We start from the raw sequence: 20,000 nt of genomic DNA on the forward strand, positions 1-20,000 counted from the left end.
GCTTCAGGTTTGTATTAACCGCGAAGGAATTCATCAGACGGTACCTATGTTTGCATTTACGATAAAGCGTCTGGCAGTTGCCATTCCGACGCTGTTTATTCTTATTTTATTGTCATTCTTCCTGATGCAGATGGCACCCGGCAGTCCGTTTACCGGGGACTTTAACCTGCCACCGGAAATCCTGGCCAACCTGCAGGCCAAATACCACCTGGACAAGCCATTATGGCAACAGTTCATGTATTACCTTGGCGACCTGATGCAGGGCGACCTGGGTCCTTCATTCAAGTACAAGGACTACACCGTTAATGAACTGGTAGCTCAAAGCCTGCCGGTATCCCTGACCATTGGTAGTGTTGCCTTTATTTTCACTGTAATCACCGGTGTCACACTGGGTACCCTGGCGGCACTCAAGCAGAACTCCTGGGTAGACTACACAGTCATGACCTTCTCCATGATCGGTATCGTGCTGCCTTCCTTCGTGATTGCTCCGTTGATGGTGCTGATCTTTGCCGTTACCCTGCAATGGCTGCCTGCCGGTGGCTGGAATGACGGTAACTGGGCCAATATGATTCTGCCGGTATCTGCCATGGCAATTCTGTATATGGCTTCCGTTGCCCGTATCATGCGCTCCAGCATGATCGAGACGCTGAACAGTAACTTCATCCGTACGGCCAAGGCCAAGGGTCTGCCACAGCGGGTGATTATTCTGCGTCATGCCCTGAAGCCGGCGCTGCTGCCTGTTATCTCCTACCTCGGCCCGGCCTTTGTAGGTATCATCACAGGTTCGGTTGTTATCGAAACCGTATTTGGCCTGCCCGGCATGGGACAGCACTTTGTTAACGGCGCCCTGAACCGTGACTACTCTCTGGTACTCGGCCTGACCATTATCATCGGTGCCCTGACCATTCTGTTTACAGCGATCGTCGATATTCTCTACGGCTTGATCGATCCGAAAATCCGGGTAGGGAAATAAGTCATGGCTGGATCTATTGCAATAAAATCCAACACAATGGTTAAAAAAGACAGCATTGACGCTGTAGAAAAATTCTCCAGTGAACTCGAAATTCAGGGACGCAGTCTGTGGGACGATGCCCGTCGCCGTTTCCTGCACAACAAAGCCGCGGTAGCCAGTCTGGCCATTCTGTTTGCTGTGCTGTTGATGGTACTGTTCGGCCCGATGCTGAGCCAGTACACCTTTGATGAAATTGACTGGGCCAACATGGCTGCAGCACCGTCCTTTGAAACCGGGCATTTCTTCGGCACCGACAGCCTGGGACGTGACCTGTTTGTCCGTACCCTTGAAGGTGGACGTATCTCCTTTCTGGTAGGCGCCATGGGTGCGCTGGTAGCGGTTATCATCGGTACTGTTTACGGCTCCATGGCCGGCTTCCTCGGTGGCCGGGTCGATAACCTGATGATGCGGGCACTGGAAATTCTGCAGTCCTTTCCGTTCATGTTCCTGGTTATCCTGCTGATCACCTTCTTCGGGCGTTCCATTCTGCTGATCTTCGTGGCTATCGGTGCAGTATCCTGGCTCGATATGGCGCGTATTGTTCGGGGCCAGACCCTGAGCCTGAAGAGCAAGGAATTCGTTGAAGCAGCGATTATCAGCGGCGCCAACAGCCGTCAGATTATTTTCCGCCACCTGATCCCCAACCTGCTGGGTATCGTGGTGGTCTACGCCTCCCTGCTGGTTCCGGGCATGATTCTGTTTGAATCTTTCCTCAGCTTCCTGGGTCTGGGCGTACAGGAGCCGATGACCAGCTGGGGCGCACTGGTAAACGAAGGTGCCATGTCTATGGAAGTTGCTATCTGGCAGCTGGCCTTCCCGACCGCATTCCTGGTTGTCACTCTGTTCTGTTTTAACTTTATCGGCGATGGCCTGCGTGACGCCCTCGACCCGAAAGATCGCTAACCGGAGGTTTCAATGACACTGCTGGATGTAAACAATCTCCGCGTTCGATTCACGACACCGGACGGCGAAGTTACCGCTGTAAATGATGTAACCTTTTCCCTTAATCCGGGTGAAACCCTCGGTATTGTAGGTGAGTCCGGCTCCGGTAAAAGCCAGACCGCTTTTGCCCTGATGGGGCTGCTGGCCAAGAACGGTATTGTTGAAGGCTCCGCCAAATTTGAAGGCCGCGAGATTCTTAACCTGCCGGAAACCGAACTGAACAAGATCCGGGCTGAACAGATCTCAATGATCTTCCAGGACCCGATGACCTCGCTCAACCCTTACATGAAGGTCGGCCCGCAGCTGATGGAAGTACTGCAGCTGCACAAGGGCATGAGCAAGCAGGAAGCCTTTGAAGAATCCGTACGGATGCTGGATGCGGTAAAAATTCCTGAAGCTCGCAAGCGAATGAGCATGTACCCGCACGAGTTCTCCGGCGGTATGCGACAGCGGGTTATGATCGCAATGGCACTGCTGTGTCGTCCAAAGCTGCTGATTGCCGACGAACCGACAACAGCACTGGACGTAACCGTTCAGGCCCAGATCATGGAACTGCTGAACGAACTGAAGCATGACTTCAATACGGCAATCATCATGATCACCCACGACCTGGGTGTAGTTGCCGGTATCTGCGACAACGTAATGGTAATGTACGCCGGTCAGACCATGGAATACGGCACCACTGACAACGTATTCTACGATCCACGCCACCCGTACTCCCGCGGCCTGCTGGAAGCGATTCCGCGTATGGATACCGAAGGCGAAGTACTGCCGACCATCCCGGGTAATCCGCCGAACCTGCTGAGCCTGCCGACAGGCTGCCCGTTCCAGGATCGTTGTGGCGTTGTATCCGATCGCTGCAGACAAGCCATGCCACCGCTGGAAATCTTTGATGGTGGACGCAAGAAGGCTTGTTTCTGGACCCCAGACAGTACCCGCCCGATCAAGAACGAGGAGAACGCGGCATGAGCGAAGCAGCAATCGCAATCGATACTGTCGAGCCGATTCTCAAGGTTCGTGACATAAAGGTTCACTTCCCGATTGAAAAGGCCAAAAAATGGCCATGGGATAAAGCACCACTGCTGAAGGCGGTCGACGGTGTCAGTTTTGACCTCTATCCGGGTGAAACGCTTGGTGTTGTAGGTGAGTCCGGCTGCGGCAAGTCCACTCTGGCCCGTGCCATCATAGGTCTGGTCAAGACCCGCAGTGGCCGTGTTGACTGGGAAGGTGAAAATATCGCCGGCCTGTCGGATGCGGCCATGAAGGAAGTCCGCAAGGATATCCAGATGATCTTCCAGGATCCGCTGGCATCCCTGAACCCGCGGATGACCATCGGCGACATCATCGCCGAACCGCTGCGCAACTACTATCCGGAAACCCCTAAAGAGGAAGTTCAGGATAAGGTACGGGAAATGATGGCCAAGGTAGGTCTGCTGCCGAACGTTATCAACCGTTACCCGCACGAGTTTTCCGGCGGTCAGTGTCAGCGTATCGGTATTGCCCGGGCGTTGATTCTGAAACCCAAGATGATTATCTGTGACGAGCCGGTGAGTGCGCTGGACGTATCTATTCAGGCTCAGGTCGTAAACCTGCTGAAAGAACTGCAGAAAGAAATGGGTCTGTCACTGATCTTTATTGCCCACGACTTGAGCGTGGTCAAACATATCAGTGACCGTGTACTGGTAATGTATCTCGGTAATGAGGTTGAAGCGGCAACATCCGACTCCCTCTATGCTGATCCGCGCCACCCGTATACTCAGGCATTGTTGTCTGCCGTACCGATCCCGGATCCGGACCTGGAGCGCAACAAAGAGGTTCAGTTGCTGGAAGGCGAACTGCCGTCACCTATCAGTCCACCAAGTGGTTGCGTATTCCGCACCCGCTGCCCGAAGGCCGATGATGACTGTGCAAAAGATCGTCCGAGCCTGCGCGATCTGGGCAATGAGCACTTTGCCTCCTGCCCTAAAAGTTAAGAGCTGCTTGCTGTATCGCTAGACCTGACAGCTAAACGAATTCTGCCTCTCCCCTGAAAAGCTTATATAATCGGACTTGATCGCCCGGCTTTTCAGGGGAGAGGCAGATTTTTTTCAGCTAACAATCACATCAATAGTTAAAGAATCACACCACCCGCAGCTGGCACTTCAACATCAGACTCTTTGGATGTCGATGTTCCGGTCTTTTTCTTTGCCGGACGGGCAACCGCTTTTCCGGGCCGTACAATAAAGCCCTGCTTGATATCACCTGCTTTACCATCAACCACTTTGGCATAAGCCATCTTGGCCTCTACACGGGTTACTTTAACAGTGGCAACACGGGTTTCAGTCCGACCGAGAGACTCATTGGTGTAGGGATCCTTAATCACTTCACCCAGAGAGTAGACATTGTAGTAGCTGCCCTGTCTGATGGTTTTCCCGCCCTGATTCAGTATGATTTGGCCACCATTCAGGCTGACGACACGCAGCGGATAAATATTCCCCAGCGCTTCACCGGCAATTTTCTTGCCGATAGCGGATGCGGCACGGTTCAGACTGCCAACATTATTCAGCGTTACCGATACGGTGTCTGACCACTTCACCTGTCGGGTTGCCACAGCAATGATCTGGTAACGTACGGTAGCTGCTGTACGGACATGGCTTTTCTTTTCCCCGGTCAACTCAACCTTGGTGGTCCAGCGATTCACACCGGCACGGACGATATTACCAACCAGAATGTAATCCAGCCCCAGCACCTTGCCCAAGCGTGCTTTTTCAGAAATAGCCGCATCATCACTCAGCCACAGGGATTTTTCAGCCTTATATGCCCGCTCCTGTTCACGATCCAGCACAGCAAAACGGCGGCTTTGCACCAGCTGATCCTGTACTTCACGAGTAACCATCTTGCGGAACTGTTTTCCGCCGGTAAAAGGCAGCACCGCTATACGGCGACGCTTGTCAGTTGCCAGACCGGGAGCCTTGTAGCTGTAGACTCGCACCTTCAGTTCAGCGGTGCAGTTGCCATTGTTACAGCGGTTGCTGATAACGTCATAACCTGCAATCTGACCTTTGGCTTTCAGTAGTACATCACGTTCTACCCGTTCTGTACTGAGTCCTTCGCCATTAACTCTCAGCCGGCTTTGTTCAGATGCCTGAGTGCTGCTGATATCAACACCATTAACCTGTCGTACGGCCTGAACCAGAGCCTGCTCAATCGCAAACTCTTCGGATAATCCTGTCCCTTTGGCTGTTACTTCCACCTCCCCGGCAGAAGCCAGGGAGGGAAGCAAAACCAGTACAGACAGCAAGGTTGTAAACCATCTCATGCCTGCACTCCTGATTTAAAAGTCTGCATCATCAAAGGTATCAATACCTTGCCCCTGACCAGACTGGCTCTGAGTCTGCGGAGCTTTAACTGCCGGTTGAGGCTTCGGCTGTGGTTTATTGGATTTGAAGCTGCGAATGGAGGCTTCATTTTTAGGATGCCAGGCCAGCACGATACCGTTGATTTCCTTGCCAGTTACCGGATGCTTTTCAGTCCAGCGTTTGACTTCCTCGATACCTACCAGATCTTTCACCGCAGAGTTCATTTCAGACATTTCGCTGACTTCTTTCAGCAGTCGTGAAGTCGTGCCTTCAATCGTCTGGTCACCGGACTCTGTGCGGGTCAGGGTGGCATCCTTGATCTTCTCTTCACCCTTGCGGCTTTCAGCAGTCAGTACGCCCTGCAGGTTGTACACCTCGGCAAAGTTGGCGTAAGCGTCGTTTTCCGCTTCGATAAACGAGAACTCCCGGTTATCAACACACTCTTCATAATCAACCGGATTACACTCATTGCCTGCCTGGGCATAAGAGATCAGTACCGGATACCCTTCTTCGTCGTACATCAGGGTAATGCCATGCTGGTACATCAGGTTGCTGTAGTTCTGCTCCAGGAAGTCATCAATGCTGATTTTGGCGCGCTTCGGGTTGGGAGCAATTCGACCCTTGCTGACCCTGAAGTTTTCCAGCGTGTTTTTCAGTTTGTTGGACGTTGTCAGCACTACACCAACAGCGGTATTACCATTGGCATCAGTGGTTTCAAAGGTACGGGTAACAATGGCGCCACTCAGCTCACCACGGGATTCCCTTTGAGTCATCTTGCTGAATGCCTTTTTCATCATGACTTTACGTTTGGTGGGAGTTGCCGCCTCATAGGCTTTGCTGTCAATGCCCATTTCTTCGAGGCGACCACCTACTGCGGTATCAGCGATTGCAACAACAACACCCAGTGCCGCGTCCAGCCCTTTCTGGGTCTGGATTTCTTCCGGAGTAAATTCCGGCAGCTGATTGGTTCTGAAGTTCTCCCGCAGGGTTCGGGTTGTCACCTCGCCGTACAGTTGCTTCAGCAGCTTTTCCCGGGCTGAAACCACTGCCCGCTGATAGGCAATAACCCGGCGATCACCCCAGTCAGGATCAGCTGACTTGGCATTTACCAGCGCTGTGCCGTACATCACACGTACATCTTTCTTGCCTTTTTCCCGCAGTTTTTTCCGCTGCTGGCGTACTGCCTCTCCTGCCCGGCGATCAACGTCAGCCATTGCATCCTGCACCTTGGCCTTGGCGGAAGATACAACTTCCTCCTTGGTCTGGGCTGGCTGCGGGTTATCGGTAACATCAGGGCCTTTGTATTCAGCCGGTTGTGGCTGACTGGCCATCGCGACCGTAGCATCCTGCGCTACCGGCGACTGATTGGCACTGGCTGATGTATGAATAAATAGAGAAGACAAGGCAAGAGACACGGCTGCGACGACAGCCTTCTGACGAAAATTCATGAAACCCCCAAAAAATAAAAATCCCGGAGCAGGATTGCCCTGCCCCGGAACAGATATCAAACCGGATCTGTCTTACCAGCTGACAGAACGGCCATCACCCTTTTTAACGATCGGCACTTCACCTTCCCAGTAGGCCAGACCATTTTCCAGGTTGGTCATGGTCAGCTGCAGGTAGTAGTTGATTTCCTGCTTGCTGCCAGAGATCTGGAAGTTACGCTGGATAATCTTGCCACTCAGACTGAAGTCCGGGGCAATAACCTTGTTATTGCCTTTAACTGTTTTCTGGTTGATCAGGCTGGAGTTTTTCAGCTGACGAACCTTTTCGGTGAGTTGATCTTCAGCACCATGCAGACCTACAGCGGTGGTCGTCATAAAGCGGCCGGAATTCAGCAGATCGATGCGGATCTTTTTAGCCAGCTGGTCCGTATCAATACGCTGAGTGGTGTCGTTTATGATGTCAGAAACAGCAACAATATAAACGGCACCCTTATCCGCATTGGGGTGCTGCAAACGCGGGTTTGTGAGCATGGTTTGCACCATCTCGTTGGCCGCATTGGCAAAATCGCGGTAGTTCAGGCCGGCAACTGTTTCCTGACTGGTGGTCTGACCTGTTGCCTGGTCTACGTAATAGGTTTTATTGGTTGCACAGCCGGTCAGGACCAGCGCGCTCAGGGCAATCCCTGCAGCAGTTTTAAGTTTCATTGTTCGGCTTCCTGTCAGATATCAAGAACGTCTACAGCCGGAGCAGCCTGGGGGCTTACGGCGCGGACATATACGACACTGAATTGAGCCTTGGGGTCAAGTTCTACAGTCAATGGAGCAACCATACCTTCAGCAGTAATGGTCAGCTTGCCGTCTTTCGGCTTGCTGATGCGGGCCAGCTGGAAGTCTTTCGGCAGGCTGTTCCACATTCTCAGGTCGGCTCCGGTTGTCGCCATCTGGGCTACGGCACCGAGAATACCAGCCACCTGGCTCTGGTCATTCAGCTGTTTCTGGGCAATGGTTTTCACTACTGCACGGGCTACTTCACGGCTCAGGATGTAAGGGAATTCGGCCTTGAACTCGGCTTTTACCACCCGATCCATTTCGGACAGGACTTCGGTAGAAGTACCGGCCACATTCAGTGCCGGATAGGCCTGATCACGCTCAACCAGTTTCGGCAAGGCGATACCGGTATATTTCACATTATTACTGAGCAGGAACACCGGCAGGTCAATCCGGAACTCTTCGCGCTTGGGCCCCAGACCATTTTCAAATACAACCCAGACAGTAGGCTTCACTTTCTTGATAGACTTGCGACCTTTGCGCAGGGAGTCCGCCAAAGCCAGATCAGCCTTAGCTATCTTGTTACCGGTCATGGCCGCGGCACGCTGGAAGCTCTCATATGCCTTGCCAAAATCACTACGGCCCTGGGCATTCAGCATGAAAAACAGACCGTGCATGTAAGTGCTGAACGGATTGACATAATCCTCATAGGCTTTCCACTCAGAGAAGTCGACGCCTTGTGAAGCCATGATTTTTTCCGCTTCACTCACACTTTTCTGAGTTTGCTCCGCTTTGTTCTTGTCTTCTGCTTCTTTTTGCAGTTCTTCTTTCTGCTTTGCAATCTTGTCTGCAAAGTCATTTGCTGCACGGCGCTGACGGTCATCCACCCGGTTCCACTCAACCCGGGCATTGGCAACATCACCCTCGAACATAAAGTTCAGCGCCTTGTAGCTGTTGGCCATAATGCCGTCGTAATGAGCCTGCTCGTAGTCTGCCGCAGTATCATTCAGCAGCATGCTGCCAATACCATCAACAGCCTTGCCGGCAACATCTTCAGTGTCTTCAGCTTTCATCAGGAATTCGGCATCATCAAAGAAAGCGGTGCTTTGCTTGTAGCTGCTCTTCATTCGCAGCAGGGCTCCCGCCTCAAGTGACCACAGCAGATCTTCTGCTTCTCCGGTCTTGGCATCAACTTCGGCTTCATTGATGGCCATTTCTACAGCGGCATCAAGCTCGCCACTGGTAATTTTCTGCTCGTAGTCGCCGTAGGTTTGATTCTGCATGACAGTGGTACAACCGGTCATAAAAGACACGGCAACACATACCGGCAGCAACCGGCTAACGGCCTGTTTGGTGTTAAACATGTTAATTCTGAAGTCCCTGTGTGTGGAATTATCAAACGTACTGTGCTGGCTGATACTTGTGTCAGCTAATGGTTTTTATCCGAACGACATTGAGCATACTTTGCCCTGCAAATAACAGAGCAAACAGAAGAAAAAATCAGACAGCCTTGTCATTTCGTTGTGTAACAGGTTGTTATTATATGTACTCAAATCCTGCAACAACAGTCGTAAATAATAACGCTTTCCGAAAGGTGACGGGTGAGATAAATCAAGGCTGGATAAAAGAATATATAGTTGTCTGGCAGCAACCCTGACCTTACAGGTATTACAACCGAACTATCCGGAAGATCAACAACTCAGGTTATAAACCCCTGCTCAGGTTTACTATCCGCCGGCCAGAAAAATATCTGCCCACACTCCGAGCACTGATACTTTTTTTCATTACGCCGGGTGATGTGTCGCTCCATAAAACTGCGATGAAGCCGGTATAACCGGGTTTCTTTATTGCAATGCTGGCACATCACCTCAAACTCCTGAGCCTGTAACGTTCAAAGATACTGCCCGAAACGCAGTATAGAAGAGAGCGTCAGTAATGGTTCAGGGAGCACCGACAAAATGAACGTTTGGGTTTTAGGCCAACAGGCTGATACTATCCGACTTGCCTGATACTCAGAATATGTTGCCAACCATATCTGAACACAAAACAATGATAACGCCCTCCATAATAAGAAGTAGCTGAGAACGCCTATGCCAGAATATCGCTCCCGTAAATCGACATATGGCCGCAATATGGCAGGTGCCCGCGCACTGTGGCGCGCCACCGGCATGTCCGATGAGGACTTTCAGAAACCGATTATTGCTGTCGCCAACTCCTTTACCCAGTTTGTTCCCGGCCATGTTCACCTGAAAGATATGGGACAACTGGTCTGCCGTGAAATTGAAAGACATGGCGGTGTTGCCAAGGAGTTCAACACCATTGCCGTAGACGACGGCATCGCGATGGGACATGATGGCATGCTCTATTCCCTGCCCAGTCGGGATATTATTGCCGACTCGGTGGAATATATGGTCAATGCCCACTGTGCGGATGCTCTGGTCTGCATATCCAACTGCGACAAGATCACTCCCGGCATGCTAATGGCCGCCATGCGGCTGAATATTCCGGTGATTTTTGTTTCCGGTGGCCCGATGGAAGCCGGTAAAACCAAACTGGCCAAGCACAATCTTGATCTGGTTGATGCCATGGTGATTGCCGCTTCGGATGCCGATCAAGAGACCGTTGATGAATATGAACGTTCTGCATGTCCGACCTGTGGTTCCTGCTCCGGCATGTTTACCGCCAATTCCATGAACTGCCTGACTGAGGCACTGGGTCTGTCTCTTCCCGGCAATGGTTCCCTGCTGGCCACTCATGCTGATCGTAAGCAGCTGTTTCTGACCGCGGGTCAGCGAATTGTGGAAATTACCAAGCGTTATTACGAACAGAATGACGACAGGGTTCTGCCTCGCAATGTCGCCAGCTTCCGTGCGTTTGAAAATGCCATGAGCCTCGATATTGCCATGGGCGGTTCAACCAACACTATCCTGCACTTGCTGGCAGCAGCCCAGGAAGGTGAGATTGACTTCTCCCTCAAGGATATCGATCGGCTATCCCGCAAAGTGCCCCAGCTTTGTAAAGTCGCGCCCAATACCCAGAAGTATCATATGGAAGACGTACACCGCGCCGGTGGTGTAATGGGCATTCTGGGAGAGCTCTCCCGGGCAGGCCTGCTGCATATCGATGTTCCTACAGTTCACAGTGATTCTATGGAAGAAGCGCTTGCTCAGTGGGATATCCGGGTTACAGCTTCTGAAGAAGTAAAGACCATGTACAGTGCCGGACCTGCCGGTATTCGTACGACTGAAGCCTTCAGCCAGGCAACTCGCTGGCCTGATCTCGATCTGGATCGTGAAAACGGCTGTATCCGCAGCATTGAACACGCTTTCAGTCTCGAAGGTGGCCTTGCTGTACTGTTTGGAAATCTCGCAGAAGATGGCTGCGTCGTTAAAACCTCCGGAGTTGACGACGACAATCTGATATTTGAAGGCCCTGCACGCATCTGTGAAAGTCAGGATGATGCGGTTAAAGCCATTCTTAATGATGAAGTGCAGCCTGGCGAAGTCGTCATTGTCCGTTATGAAGGCCCAAGAGGTGGCCCCGGCATGCAGGAAATGCTGTATCCGACCAGCTATCTCAAATCTAAAGGGCTGGGCAAGGCATGTGCATTACTGACGGATGGCCGCTTCTCCGGCGGAACCTCCGGCCTGTCTATTGGCCATGTTTCTCCGGAAGCTGCAGCCGGAGGCAATATCGGTCTGGTGGAAAATGGCGATCCGGTTGCCATTAATATTCCCCAGCGCAAGATCGAAGTGCAGCTTTCCGATGATGAACTGAGCCGGCGTCGCCAGCGCATGATCGCCCGCGGCAAGGCCGCATGGAGACCGGAAAACGAGCGTCCTAGACAGGTTTCAGTAGCGCTGAAAGCCTATGCCAAAATGGTTACCAGTGCTGACAAGGGAGCTGTGCGGGATTCCAGCCTGCTGGACTAAAGCTACGGCTTGTTGCAACTCGCAGCTCTTTTGTTATACTGCCGCTGCTTCTGCGCAATGGCTCTGCCACGCAGAGCCTCAAGATGATGCCAGTGTGATGGAATTGGTAGACATGACGGATTCAAAATCCGTTGCCTTTGCGGGCGTGTCGGTTCGAGTCCGACCACTGGTACCATAAACAATCAAGCCTGAAGGGTTAATCACCACTTCGGGCTTTTTTGTGCCTGCCTGTTTTGCTTTACCCTTCCCCTGATACCAAAATTTAGCAATCAATATAAATCGTTTGCCGCTTCGGTCCTTTGAGAAGTTATCAGAAAAGCTATGGCAGATAATGCGGTTTTACCGGGCATTTGTTGCAAGTTGTGCTTTTCAATTAACTTCTTTTCCCGGCGTTCCTTAATATTCTTTTCAAGCTTGCTCTGCTCGACGTCGTTTTTATCCATCATACTGCCCGATTTTACGTAAGTAAGTGATAAATAAAGGGCGCCATCAGACGCCCTGTTTAATTCAACAATCAACCATAAAGCTGATGTGCCAGCAGTAGAGTCAGCACATAGCCACAGGCGTAACTGATAGTCAGCATGGGGACATATTTCAGATAGCTGACAAATGTCAGCTCCTTAATCTTGCTCATGGCAATAATGCCTGCCGCAGAGCCAATCACCAGCAGTGAGCCGCCTACACCTACGGCATAGGTCAGACCCAGCCATTCCGGCGTTGTCAGTTGAGGGTTTGCTTTGAGCAAGGCTGCGGTTAGCGGAACGTTATCCAGCAGCGCCGAGCCAGCTCCGGCAAAGAAGTTGGAGATATTCGGGTCAAAGCTGGCGTAGACCTGGGTCAGTAATTCCAGCGTGCCGATCTCCTTGAGCATGCCAACAAGCAGCAGAATCCCCAGAAAGAACAGCAGCGTATCGAACTCGACCTGACGGATATATTCCAGCATTCGTAGCTCTTCCCTGTTGCTACGGAACCAGTGCCCCACCAGAAACATGACTGACAATCCGGTAAGGAATGTCAGCACCGGAGGGATACTGAAGAAAACATTCATCGCCATAGTCATGATAATGGTGGTAAAGAAAATCGCCCCGATCACCAGATCAATGGTTTGAACCTGTCGCTTGATCGGCGTTGTACTCACCTCGCCTTTGGCACTCATTGAGAACAGCACTGCCAGCAACATCACACTGATTGCTGCCGGAAGCAGCAGAATCAGCAGCTCGGAAATTTTCAGGTGACCACCCAGAAAAATCATCAGTGTGGTCACATCGCCGGTAATAAGCGCGACGCCGCCCGAGTTCACCGCAAAGATAATCAGCACAGACATACGACGACGCATGCGCTTACTCAGCTCAAAGGTCGTTAACAGGCCGAGCGAAACCAGTGTTGCAGTTACGTTATCGCAGATGGCAGAAAGTACCAGAGAGAACAGAGCAACCTGAATCATCAGCATTCTGACAGTAACCTTTTGCGGAAAGAGCTTCTGTACCATCACCTGAATCATGCCTTTGGCATTCAAATAGGCAACAAAGGTCATGGTGGACATCAGAAACAGCCAGAGCGTGGCAATTTCCAGCAGGTTTTCATTGAGTTCGTGCTCAATAAGCTTTCCCTGTGACGGACTGTCTGCTGCAATAAACAGGGTTATCCAGGCAACACAACCAAAGAAAAGGGTCGTTTTCGCTTTATTAAGGTGGGTGACTTCCTCAAACACAATACTCAGCAGAGCCAGTACGGCGAGCGTAATCAGAAAAGCATGTAACATCTGGCAGTTTTCCCTTTGCCGAACAGAATTTTTGACTATTTTTGTTGAAATATCTGATTCAGAGCAGCAGGAATGAGTTCCACTCTTGGTTCCTCAAACCCGCTCACGCCCCTCAAGACACACATAACATTGAGCTTTATGACGGCGCGGCGGAGTATAATCCACTTCAACAAATTCAAACACTGCATGCCGGATTTAATATCAAAGATTTCGGACTACGTTTTAAATACCTGCCATCCCCCAAAATTCATCTACTTTTGACCATAAACCCCACAAAAAACAGGGTTTTACAATCCACGGCTCTTTGGATCGAATGAAAATTCCAATCTACACTCAAAATTAATAACAGCATTTCTCTTCTGGCCTGAATTTCCGGGTAGCTAGTCGTTGAGAGAATCAGTTACCTGACCAGAAGGAATTAAAAGATGTCCCGCCCTCCGGCACTCGTGCAGAAATTCAGACAGATAAAATCCAGTGGCAAAAAAATTGTGATCACAACTTCTTATGACTACTGGAGTGCCCGTATTCTTTCCATGTGCGATATCGATGCGATCCTGGTAGGCGACTGTTCTACCATGGTAATGCATGGCCATGACAATACATTATCGGCGACTGTCGACAGTATTGCGGCCCATACCCGTGCTGTTTGCAAGGGTGCACCAGAGAAGTTTATTGTTGCCGCATTTCCGTTTCTTTCGACCCGAAAAGGGCTTGATCACGCCACAGAGATGGCCGACCGGTTATTAAAAGCCGGTGCTCAGGCAATTAAAATAGAAGGCGCAAAAATCAATCAGGCGGTGATTAAACACTTTATCGAATCAGGGATTCCTGTTGTTGGTCATATAGGCTTACAACCTTCCCAACACCATATGGTGGACGGATTCAGGGTGCAGGGAAAAACAGCTGAAGATGCTATCGAGATTCTGGATGAAGCCAAACTGATGGAGCAATTGGGCTGTTTTGCCGTCGTACTGGAAGCTGTCCCCCCGCATGTCGGCAAAATGGTATCCGAGGCGCTGGAGATTCCGGTGATTGGTGTAGGTGCCGGCTTGCACGTCGACGGGCAGGCTTTGGTGCTACAGGATATGCTGGGGCTGACAGTAGATTTCAAACCGAAATTTGTCAGAAAGTATCTTGATGGGGCTCAGCTATTTGTTCATGCCATAAACCAGTTTGCCAAGGATGTCAGTTCAGGTGACTTCCCGGCAGAGCAGGAATGTTATCTTCCGGCCCAGAATGACGCTGTTGCCGCTGTCGAAAGTGAAAAATCTCAAGCAGTGGCAGGAGGGAAATAGCGTTATTACCTTCCGAGTCTAGTTATTTCAAACTCAACCAAACGATAAAAGCCAGCGGTTCACGCTGGCTTTTATCATCCGTCTTATGCTTTTGCTTCGAAGTCATCTTCCCGCAGTTTGGCTGTTCCATCTGCCTGCAGCACCCACAACTCTTTATGGATAACACCTCCGGCCTTGTTCATTTTCCAGCCTGAAGACAGAATTGCAGAAGAGTCATCCAGAACGACAATTTCCGGCGAGATGTAATCGACATCGGAAAAGCCATCATCAATCAGCTGCTGCCAGAAAGCCTGGATTTCAGCTGTTCCGGTAAAGGTACCGAAAGGGCGGGCATACATCACAGCATCCGCTTCATACTGGGCAGCACAGCCTGCGGCATTACCACTGTTAAATGCGGCTTTCCATTCAGCACTGGCTTTTTCAACAGCAGCAAGAACTACAGCACTCTGGTTATCGGTCATGGGGTATTTCCTGAATGACGACGGGAATATGACACTTATAATAGAAGCCGGTTTTCCAATGAAAAACATGACAATAGCTAAAACACTGTTTAGATATACTGAACAATATGCTTGACTACCTGCGCCATATGGCAATTTTTGTCCGGATTATTGATGCCGGCTCGGTTACTGCAGCTGCCGACTCCTTGAATCTTTCCAAGTCAGCTGTAAGCCAGCACCTGAAGCAACTGGAACATCAACTGGGTGTCGCTTTACTGAATCGCACAACGCGCCGTCAGATGCTCACACCGGCCGGAAGAAATTTTTACCAGCGCTGCAAAGCCATGACTGACCTTGGTCGGGAAGCCTGGGATGAAGCACGGGAGGCTCATGAGATTGCAGCAGGTTCAATCCGCATCAGCGCCCCGCATGCCCTGGTCGAAAGCATTATTGCTCCGGCAATTGGCCGATTGGTATCACATCATAACCTGATAGAGCCCAAGCTACTGGTCAGTGACGCACGGGTGGATCTGATTGAAAATGATATTGATCTGGCAATCCGGGTTGGCGCTATGCCATCCAGTAATTACCGGCAGCAACTGGCCGGGCATTTTGAGGAAATACTGTGTGCCAGCCCGGATTATCTGCAGAGGAATAATATAACGCCGCAAACTATCGCCAGCCTTGCCCCTGACTGTGATTACATCGCCAACCACTGGCAGGGCCAAAATATCACTCATCAAGGTAAACACCGTAAGTCGGGTGATATTCTTAAACTGCACTTCAACGCCACCCGCCAGGCTAATACCCTGCCTGCGGTTATTGCCATGGCCTGTGCCGGAGCAGGCATTGCATTTATTCCCCGGTTTTTATTCAAACCCTGCTTTGATGCAGGAAAGCTGGACTTTGTTTTACCAGAGCATGTATTCGCTTCAGTTCCGGTCTATGCTGTTCATACATTTAACAAGAAGCCGACAAAACTTGTCAGACTTGCAATTGAAGCGATAAAAGAAGAGATGAACGAATTATCTAGCCTGAAGAATGAATCAAAATGATAAGAGGAATACCTTTCAAGCGAACAGATACAAAAATAAAAAGGATAACTTAATGAAAATCAGTTTAATACAAATGGATATCATCCACGGGAACAGACAGGCCAATCTGGAACATTTGGATACTTTACTCGAAGGGTCTGATGATATTGGCGACATAGTGATTCTGCCGGAACTGTTTATTTCGGGTTACCTGTTTAATGATCCAGAAGAAATTCAAAATCTGGCAGAACCTTTTAACAACAGCCCGACAATAAACCGCCTGCAAACCCTTGCATCCTTGTATAACTGTTTGTTCATTGCAGGTATTCCCGAAAAAGATCAGACTCAATACTTTAACAGTCTCGCTGTTATTGATGCCTCAGGCCTGCTTCACAGTTACCGCAAAATGGCACTATCTCCTGTTGACCAGCGTTATTTCAGCAGGGGCAACCAGCACACCACATTCAGGTATAAGGGGATCAACTTTGGCCTGGCCATTTGCCTCGATATCTGGTTTCCGGAGATTATCCGTGAGTATGTGGAACAGGATGTTGATATTTTGCTGCACCCAGCCAATTTCGGAGGTGAACAAAGCCTTCATATTGCCCGAGCCAGAGCGATAGAGAATGACATGACAGTTGTCACCTGTAATCGTGTTGGTTCTGAAAAAACCAGAGATATCTCCGGGCAATATCGTGGCCAGAGCCAGGTTGTCAGCCCTTCCGGTGATATCATTGCCCAATTTGGTGAAAGAGAGCAGATAAAAACCATTTCTCTACCCATTCACCGTCCACAAAAGAAAATGGTCATTGGGGTCGATCTGAAAAATGAAATCAAAAAATTAATTAAAACCTGATACATCACCTAATGAAATCGTACAGTTAGTTACACCATTTCAGAACCCACAAAATACTTAGAAGTAGTATTTTGATTTAGCTTTACCTAATAGCCAATCAATTTCTAGCCTAATCACGCCCAAAACCAGTTAGAGAGCAAAGCGCAAGAAAAAAACCCGGGTTACAGCTGGAGGACACCGGTTATAGCCGGTATCCCCCGAGATTGGAATTATTTGTTGTAGGTCTGAACAACCTTTTGCAGTTCAATCACTTCCGGATCAGGAATATCTTCATCCGGTATCGCCTTACGCACCTTCTCAGTCAGTTGCTTGGCAAAGACCTGATAGAGAACTCTTGTACTCACCGTCAGCGGAAATTCAATTTTCTCCGGTAGATCAAAGGTCTCAACCCGGGTTTCACCGGCCTGAATTCGGGTATCTTTGGTAATCTTTTCATACCGCCAGAAGCGTTGCCCGACCGGCATGCCATGACTGTCGCCCCTTGCCTTGATAAATTTACGGGCATCAGCGGGGACATAACCATCTTTCATTACGCCACTTTCAAACACTGTATTTCCGTTTTTGTCCGTAGCGATAACCTCAACCCAGACCTGCCGACGGGCACCACCCGGCATGGCGTGACCGGCATTGTGGTTGGTGATACGGGCATTAAGCTGATTGCCTTCCTTATCGACCTCCAGCAACAGCGAACCTTTCAGCATCTCCTTGCTTAGTTTGGCATGTTCAGGATTACGCAGTCCGGCAAAGAAATAGTTGCCCCCGGTAAAGTAATGTACCCGGACATCCTTTTTCATTGGACCATGGTCTGTAGACTGACCGCCTACACGGTTATCAAAATTCACTACATCTGCAGTCATATGACAGTCGACGCAGGTTTTGTGTTCGGCGGGATTATCCTGATTATTAAAGCGGGACTTCTTCCACTCGCCAAAGTTATCATTAACACTGGCACCCGGCCCCGGCGTAAATTCATTATGACAGGTCGAACAATACAGTGATGTGTTGTACAGCTCCGGGTTGGAATAGGAAGCCTTGTGATGCTCCGGCGCCGCATTGATCTGACGGTTTGCCAACCACTGGGCAATGGCGTTGGTAGAATCCTCAAACACATACCCTTCGCGGTCTTTCAGATTCACCGTCATGTCGGCATTACCACCGGCGTTTTCAGCCTTGGTAATACGATGACAGAACATACAGCCGGTACCCGGTTCGCTTACAGCTTCACCTTTGGCCAGGGCGTCAAACAAGGATTTGCCTCGCTTCTCACGCATGTCGCCATATAACTTCAATGGTCCTGTGTCACCATTGATAATCATCTGCGGGGTATGACAGCCGCGGCAGAACGTACGGTATTCCTCACCCTCAACTTCAGCCGCAAAGTCCTCATGCTGGCGATAGTAAGGGTTGTCCATGTGCATACCATGGTTGGAGTCGGCCCACTGGTTATAAATCTCGGTATGGCAGGAAGCACAGGAAGCCGAGTTCAGCCACTCTTCCTTGTGGGTAAATTTCTTTTTGTCATCCAGTCGCAGCCAGGTAGACAGGTAGGGCAGGTTTTCACGCGCCTTCACATATTCGTTCAGCGCCATCATCATCTTGACGACTTCAACCGGTGGATTTTCAACGTCAACTCTGGCGGCTTCTTTGGACTTGGGATCAGCGCCCATGCCTCCCTGCGTTTTCTGGATCATATCCACATAGGCACCGACCGGATCGCCAGCAATCATCTTGCGCACATCGCGATGTCCGGTCAGGGCGTTAACAAAGCGGTCTTTCTTGCCGTCATCCATCAACTGACGGTTAGTGAAGTTAAAGCCGTCAATATGACAGGAGCCACAGCTCATCCAGAAATCACCTGCCATCGGGAACTTCGGGTTATCTGCTGTATTGCCACTGTAGAACAGGGTTTTGCCCTCCCGCATCCGGGGAGACAGCGGATCTTTGGCAACCATCTTTGCAAAGTCAGCATTTTCAACCTTTGCCTTGCCAAAAGGTCCCGGTGCACCGGTATCAAACTTCACCAGATTCAGGCTCATGGCATTCTGAACAAACAGATCACTCTCGCTAATCAGCAGACCACGAGGGTTATTGCCCGGAATATTGCGATAAATCTGGGTCGCCTTGGCTCCACCCTGGTGTTTTTTACGACGATGGCGCTTTTTGTTTTGCTTACCTTCCCGGGACAGATCGAACACGATCAGATCTTCAGAACCGGAGGTTGAAACAAACAGTTTTTTGCCGTCATCGGCAAATACCGCATCGTGAGGATTGGAAACAATCCGGGTTTTATTACCACTTTCAACAATATTGATCTGCCGGAACAGCATCTTCCGCTGCTGGACAAGCTCCTGTTCACTACCGGGCGTCAAGTCAAGCAGGCTTACCGCCGGAAAAATAGTGGACTGGAACTGAAAATCATGGCCGAGCGACCACAGTGAGTGCGGCAACCAGGCACGGGTGCCATCGGGTGAAATCGCAATATTATCCAGTAACCGCGGCTTTCCCTGGGGTACTGAAAGGGTTTTGTTGGCGGGTGAATCAACCAGCTGAATCACCTTACTGAGTCTGGGAATCGTCTCGCTGACATCATAAATTGAGACTTCACCGGACAGCATATGTGTCACCAGCAGTCGCTGGTCATCAGTCAGTGCCAGACCACGCGGAGTGTCTGCAGTATCGATCGTTTTAGTGATCTTGCCATCGACACTGACAACCAGCAGCTTGCGGCCTTCAAAAGCCGTGGCGTAGAACTGTTTGTTTTTGGCATCGTAAATTACACCGAAAGGCCGGGCAGGAGTTTTTATCCGGGTTACGACATCCAGTGTCTTGCCACTCAGCAATACCAGCTCATCGTTCAGGTAATCCGAAGCCAGCAACCGGCTCTGATCTGCCGTCAGTGCCAGTCGTCTGATATCCCGGCCGATCACAGCTTCCTTGACCAGCTCACCGGATTTGCGGTCAATAATGCTGACACTGCCGCCATCAAAGTTGCTGCTGTAAATCCGGCTTTTATCTGTCGACCATAAAATGGACGTACTTTTCTCTATTGCCTGAACAGGCAGTATCGACAAAAAAGTTAATATCGAAAGCAGCGAAAAGCACCGCCTTAAAAAACGACGTTTCATTGATATTTTGACCAGTCTGGATATAAAAACCTGTGGCTTCCGGATGATTGC

General features: G+C 50.3%; 16 protein-coding genes and 1 tRNA gene. 9 read left to right on the forward strand and 8 right to left on the reverse strand.

Annotated elements, in window-relative coordinates; all coding sequences use genetic code 11:
- Positions 1 to 46: 46 nt before the first annotated feature.
- The 4 genes from oppB to oppF are packed head-to-tail and all read left to right on the forward strand — an operon-like array spanning position 47 to position 3,927.
- The gene (gene oppB, locus ACYZZ0_RS06890; protein ID WP_461535863.1) at positions 47 to 973 is read left to right on the forward strand and encodes an oligopeptide ABC transporter permease OppB; all 927 of its coding nucleotides are present in this window, start codon (positions 47 to 49) and stop codon (positions 971 to 973) included.
- Between the two features lie 3 nt (positions 974 to 976).
- Positions 977 to 1,915, forward strand: coding sequence for an oligopeptide ABC transporter permease OppC (gene oppC / locus ACYZZ0_RS06895; RefSeq protein ID WP_461535864.1), 939 nt, complete (start codon positions 977 to 979; stop codon positions 1,913 to 1,915).
- Positions 1,916 to 1,927: 12 nt separating this feature from the next.
- Positions 1,928 to 2,923, forward strand: a complete 996-nt coding sequence (oppD, locus tag ACYZZ0_RS06900) for an oligopeptide ABC transporter ATP-binding protein OppD (protein ID WP_461535865.1) — start codon at positions 1,928 to 1,930, stop codon at positions 2,921 to 2,923.
- The gene (oppF, locus tag ACYZZ0_RS06905; RefSeq protein ID WP_461535866.1) at positions 2,920 to 3,927 is read left to right on the forward strand and encodes a murein tripeptide/oligopeptide ABC transporter ATP binding protein OppF; all 1,008 of its coding nucleotides are present in this window, start codon (positions 2,920 to 2,922) and stop codon (positions 3,925 to 3,927) included. The genes oppD and oppF overlap by 4 nt, the downstream gene beginning before the upstream one ends.
- Before the next feature lie 137 nt (positions 3,928 to 4,064).
- Here the strand turns inward: oppF and ACYZZ0_RS06910 are convergent, their stop codons facing one another.
- The 4 genes from ACYZZ0_RS06910 to ACYZZ0_RS06925 all read right to left on the reverse strand — a co-directional run bounded on the left by ACYZZ0_RS06910 (position 4,065) and on the right by ACYZZ0_RS06925 (position 8,869).
- A complete protein-coding gene (locus ACYZZ0_RS06910) occupies positions 4,065 to 5,252 on the reverse strand; it encodes a hypothetical protein (RefSeq protein WP_461535867.1) in 1,188 nt (395 codons plus the stop codon).
- A gap of 15 nt (positions 5,253 to 5,267) precedes the next feature.
- Positions 5,268 to 6,740 carry a DUF6844 domain-containing protein gene (locus tag ACYZZ0_RS06915; RefSeq protein ID WP_461535868.1) on the reverse strand — a complete coding sequence of 491 codons (1,473 nt, stop codon included), beginning with the start codon at positions 6,738 to 6,740 and terminating at the stop codon, positions 5,268 to 5,270.
- 72 nt (positions 6,741 to 6,812) lie between these two features.
- The gene (gene lpoB, locus ACYZZ0_RS06920) at positions 6,813 to 7,442 is read right to left on the reverse strand and encodes a penicillin-binding protein activator LpoB (RefSeq protein ID WP_461535869.1); all 630 of its coding nucleotides are present in this window, start codon (positions 7,440 to 7,442) and stop codon (positions 6,813 to 6,815) included.
- A 14-nt stretch (positions 7,443 to 7,456) separates the two neighbouring features.
- Positions 7,457 to 8,869 (reverse strand): COG3014 family protein, encoded by a 1,413-nt coding sequence (locus ACYZZ0_RS06925; RefSeq protein ID WP_461535870.1) that lies wholly within the window; start codon positions 8,867 to 8,869, stop codon positions 7,457 to 7,459.
- Between the two features lie 726 nt (positions 8,870 to 9,595).
- Between ACYZZ0_RS06925 and ilvD the strand changes: the two genes are divergently transcribed.
- Both ilvD and ACYZZ0_RS06935 read left to right on the forward strand, forming a co-directional pair.
- On the forward strand, positions 9,596 to 11,437 hold the full coding sequence (ilvD, locus tag ACYZZ0_RS06930) for a dihydroxy-acid dehydratase (RefSeq protein WP_461535871.1): 1,842 nt from the start codon (positions 9,596 to 9,598) through the stop codon (positions 11,435 to 11,437).
- 88 nt (positions 11,438 to 11,525) lie between these two features.
- Positions 11,526 to 11,612, forward strand: a tRNA-Leu gene (locus tag ACYZZ0_RS06935).
- A gap of 94 nt (positions 11,613 to 11,706) precedes the next feature.
- On the opposite strand, the gene ACYZZ0_RS06940 is transcribed toward ACYZZ0_RS06935, so the two are convergent.
- Together ACYZZ0_RS06940 and nhaD are read right to left on the reverse strand one after the other, a co-directional pair.
- Positions 11,707 to 11,955, reverse strand: a complete 249-nt coding sequence (locus tag ACYZZ0_RS06940; protein WP_461535872.1) for a hypothetical protein — start codon at positions 11,953 to 11,955, stop codon at positions 11,707 to 11,709.
- On the reverse strand, positions 11,952 to 13,199 hold the full coding sequence (nhaD, locus tag ACYZZ0_RS06945; protein ID WP_461535873.1) for a sodium:proton antiporter NhaD: 1,248 nt from the start codon (positions 13,197 to 13,199) through the stop codon (positions 11,952 to 11,954). The genes ACYZZ0_RS06940 and nhaD overlap by 4 nt, the downstream gene beginning before the upstream one ends.
- A 425-nt stretch (positions 13,200 to 13,624) precedes the next feature.
- On the opposite strand from nhaD, the gene panB reads away from it, so the two are divergent.
- Positions 13,625 to 14,494 carry a 3-methyl-2-oxobutanoate hydroxymethyltransferase gene (gene panB / locus ACYZZ0_RS06950; protein WP_461535874.1) on the forward strand — a complete coding sequence of 290 codons (870 nt, stop codon included), beginning with the start codon at positions 13,625 to 13,627 and terminating at the stop codon, positions 14,492 to 14,494.
- Positions 14,495 to 14,577: 83 nt separating this feature from the next.
- Here panB and ACYZZ0_RS06955 read toward each other — a convergent pair whose 3' ends face one another.
- Positions 14,578 to 14,955: a YybH family protein gene (locus ACYZZ0_RS06955; RefSeq protein WP_461535875.1), complete on the reverse strand. Its 378-nt coding sequence runs from the start codon at positions 14,953 to 14,955 to the stop codon at positions 14,578 to 14,580.
- A gap of 107 nt (positions 14,956 to 15,062) precedes the next feature.
- On the opposite strand from ACYZZ0_RS06955, the gene ACYZZ0_RS06960 reads away from it, so the two are divergent.
- Together ACYZZ0_RS06960 and ACYZZ0_RS06965 are read left to right on the forward strand one after the other, a co-directional pair.
- Positions 15,063 to 15,989 carry a LysR family transcriptional regulator gene (locus ACYZZ0_RS06960; protein WP_461535876.1) on the forward strand — a complete coding sequence of 309 codons (927 nt, stop codon included), beginning with the start codon at positions 15,063 to 15,065 and terminating at the stop codon, positions 15,987 to 15,989.
- A gap of 52 nt (positions 15,990 to 16,041) precedes the next feature.
- On the forward strand, positions 16,042 to 16,824 hold the full coding sequence (locus ACYZZ0_RS06965) for a carbon-nitrogen hydrolase family protein (protein WP_461535877.1): 783 nt from the start codon (positions 16,042 to 16,044) through the stop codon (positions 16,822 to 16,824).
- Between the two features lie 209 nt (positions 16,825 to 17,033).
- Here the strand turns inward: ACYZZ0_RS06965 and ACYZZ0_RS06970 are convergent, their stop codons facing one another.
- A complete protein-coding gene (locus ACYZZ0_RS06970) occupies positions 17,034 to 19,895 on the reverse strand; it encodes a cytochrome D1 domain-containing protein (RefSeq protein ID WP_461535878.1) in 2,862 nt (953 codons plus the stop codon).
- Positions 19,896 to 20,000: the final 105 nt, after the last annotated feature.

The sequence above is a fragment of the Spongorhabdus nitratireducens genome (assembly GCA_947387575.1).
Lineage (GTDB): Bacteria > Pseudomonadota > Gammaproteobacteria > Pseudomonadales > Endozoicomonadaceae > CANDOC01.

Excerpts from the sequence above, each read along its gene's own strand:
- oppB (WP_461535863.1), top strand. The coding sequence starts at position 47 with ATGTTTGCATTTACGATAAAGCGTCTGGCAGTTGCCATTCCGACGCTG.
- oppC (WP_461535864.1), top strand. The coding sequence starts at position 977 with ATGGCTGGATCTATTGCAATAAAATCCAACACAATGGTTAAAAAAGAC.
- oppD (WP_461535865.1), top strand. The coding sequence starts at position 1,928 with ATGACACTGCTGGATGTAAACAATCTCCGCGTTCGATTCACGACACCG.
- oppF (WP_461535866.1), top strand. The coding sequence starts at position 2,920 with ATGAGCGAAGCAGCAATCGCAATCGATACTGTCGAGCCGATTCTCAAG.
- ACYZZ0_RS06910 (WP_461535867.1), bottom strand. The coding sequence starts at position 5,252 with ATGAGATGGTTTACAACCTTGCTGTCTGTACTGGTTTTGCTTCCCTCC.
- ACYZZ0_RS06915 (WP_461535868.1), bottom strand. The coding sequence starts at position 6,740 with ATGAATTTTCGTCAGAAGGCTGTCGTCGCAGCCGTGTCTCTTGCCTTG.
- lpoB (WP_461535869.1), bottom strand. The coding sequence starts at position 7,442 with ATGAAACTTAAAACTGCTGCAGGGATTGCCCTGAGCGCGCTGGTCCTG.
- ACYZZ0_RS06925 (WP_461535870.1), bottom strand. The coding sequence starts at position 8,869 with ATGTTTAACACCAAACAGGCCGTTAGCCGGTTGCTGCCGGTATGTGTT.
- ilvD (WP_461535871.1), top strand. The coding sequence starts at position 9,596 with ATGCCAGAATATCGCTCCCGTAAATCGACATATGGCCGCAATATGGCA.
- nhaD (WP_461535873.1), bottom strand. The coding sequence starts at position 13,199 with ATGTTACATGCTTTTCTGATTACGCTCGCCGTACTGGCTCTGCTGAGT.
- panB (WP_461535874.1), top strand. The coding sequence starts at position 13,625 with ATGTCCCGCCCTCCGGCACTCGTGCAGAAATTCAGACAGATAAAATCC.
- ACYZZ0_RS06955 (WP_461535875.1), bottom strand. The coding sequence starts at position 14,955 with ATGACCGATAACCAGAGTGCTGTAGTTCTTGCTGCTGTTGAAAAAGCC.
- ACYZZ0_RS06960 (WP_461535876.1), top strand. The coding sequence starts at position 15,063 with ATGCTTGACTACCTGCGCCATATGGCAATTTTTGTCCGGATTATTGAT.
- ACYZZ0_RS06965 (WP_461535877.1), top strand. The coding sequence starts at position 16,042 with ATGAAAATCAGTTTAATACAAATGGATATCATCCACGGGAACAGACAG.